Annotated in this window: 2 protein-coding genes and 1 other RNA gene; 1 reads left to right on the top strand and 2 read right to left on the bottom strand. The window is 23.5% G+C overall.

The window, feature by feature from the left end:
* Positions 1-59 precede the first annotated feature (59 nt).
* Both KJQ99_RS09265 and KJQ99_RS09260 read right to left on the bottom strand, forming a co-directional pair.
* Entirely contained in the window at positions 60-677 is a 618-nt protein-coding gene (locus KJQ99_RS09265; protein WP_214150645.1) for a hypothetical protein, read from the bottom strand.
* Between the two features lie 68 nt (positions 678-745).
* Complete coding sequence (locus KJQ99_RS09260; protein ID WP_214150644.1) at positions 746-1495, bottom strand: histidine racemase CntK family protein; 750 nt, start codon at positions 1493-1495, stop codon at positions 746-748.
* Between the two features lie 53 nt (positions 1496-1548).
* Between KJQ99_RS09260 and rnpB the strand changes: the two genes are divergently transcribed.
* Positions 1549-1873, top strand: an RNA gene (gene rnpB / locus KJQ99_RS09255) — RNase P RNA component class A.
* Positions 1874-1894: the final 21 nt, after the last annotated feature.

The following is a 1894-nucleotide window of genomic DNA, read 5'->3' as shown; positions in this document are numbered from 1 at the left end:
ATATATTACTATCAAATATATAGCTATATTTTATAAAGTTGAAATATTAAATTATTCACTTATTTTAAACTTTTATAATTTTTAAGAAAATATATCAAAATAGTAGCAAAACTAGGGATTAAAAATGCAAAATTTAAAAAAGTTAAAAAACTAATATAATCAATTCCGTATCCATATTTTATAAATTTTATATCAGGCGGGAATATAAATGCTATAAAAATTAAAAAACAAATGGCTAAAAGCCTAAAAATTAAAGATTTTTTATTTAATTTTATATTAAGATTTGTAGAATTTATATTAAAAATCATAATAATAACATATAAAATAAATATTAATATTATATAAAATACCCCAAAAAATACAAGTAAAACAAATAAAGGTATCAAAAATAAACCAGCACAAAATAACCAAGATTTACAAGAATTTGCCTTATAAATAAGACTTAAAAATAATATGCTAAAAAATGGTAGTATCAATATATCTATAAAATATGCTTGAAAAGTAAAAATACTTTTAATTACTCCCATTTTAAACATTAAAAAACCAAAAAACATATAAGAGCTTAAAATTAAAAGTAAAATGCCCCAAAATTTAAAAAAATCTGCTGTGCTTAAACTTGCATTATAATTTAATAAAAATATATTTAAAAGAGTTTTTAAAAATATATTTTTAAACATTTTTATCCTTTAGATTTGATATTTGTTATTAAATTGATATATAAAATATGTGTTAATATGATATTAATTTACAAAATATCTTTAATAATTGAGCTAATTTCTATAAAGCCATCAACTTCTCTTAAAAACAAATACTCATTTGAAGGTTGTTTTAGTGCTAAATAATTTTTACCTAAAATTTCATTGCAATATAAATAACTAGCAAAACTCCCACTCCCACAAGCGCTCTCATAAAATAAAGTCTTAATATCTCTTACCCAGACAATAGGCTCAAGGCAATCACCTTGTAAATACATAAAACCACTTGCTTTTTTGTCTAAAAAATCATTATTTTTTAAATATGAATATGCAAATTCTTTTAAATTAATTTTAGATAAATCTAATTTTTTCGTATAAATAATATGAAAAATATCTCCTAAATCTACATAATATATATCATCATCAAGCTTATTTAATTTATATTCATTTTTAAATCTTAAATAATAAAAATTATCATCTTTATATAGTTTTTGAATATTATTATCTTTTATAAAATCACTGCTACTAATACCGCATAAATAATCTTTATCATTTAGTTTAATTTTTGTAGTTTTTAAATTATTAGTATCTAAAAAATACTTTCCCGCACATCTTAAAGCATTAAAACAAATCTCTCCACCTGCCATTTTTAATTCATAATCTTGTATAAAGCCAACTTGTTCAACATCTTTATGCTTAGCTAAAATCTCATTATTTATACTTTTAAAATCTAAGTTATTAATGCCAATAACCAAAGCTGTAGTATTTCCCGCTGGATAATATAAATTATATTTATACATTTTTTACTCCTTTAATTTTCTTTATCTTAAACAAGCTTAGTTAAAATGGCGTAAGAGTATGGTGGATAATCGCTTTTAATTAAGAGGAAAGTCCGGGCTGCAATAAGATGAGGTTCCATCTAACAGATGGCTAGAGCAATCTAAGGGAAAGTGTAACAGAAAATAAACTTCCTAATTTTAGGTAAAGGTGAAACGGCGGGGTAAGAGCCCACCAGTGATTATGCGAGTAAAAGCAATTCAGCTTATAAACCCAACCTGCAGCAAGAAGGGGTGGTTTTTATCTTATATTTTAAACCCTTCGCTAGAGTGCTATTGTGAAATAGTAAGTAGATAAATGATTATCCAAGACAAAACCCGGCTTATAGCCATACTCTTTTAAGGATTAGGATGCAAATTAGA

This window comes from Campylobacter sp. 2018MI13, from assembly GCF_018501135.1.
Classification (GTDB): Bacteria; Campylobacterota; Campylobacteria; order Campylobacterales; family Campylobacteraceae; genus Campylobacter_E.
The sequence above is the reverse complement of the archived record's forward strand: the minus strand, read 5'-3'. Positions and strand labels throughout refer to the sequence as shown.

Coding starts and splice junctions, on each gene's coding strand:
- KJQ99_RS09265 (WP_214150645.1), bottom strand. CDS start 677: ATGTTTAAAAATATATTTTTAAAAACTCTTTTAAATATATTTTTATTA.
- KJQ99_RS09260 (WP_214150644.1), bottom strand. CDS start 1,495: ATGTATAAATATAATTTATATTATCCAGCGGGAAATACTACAGCTTTG.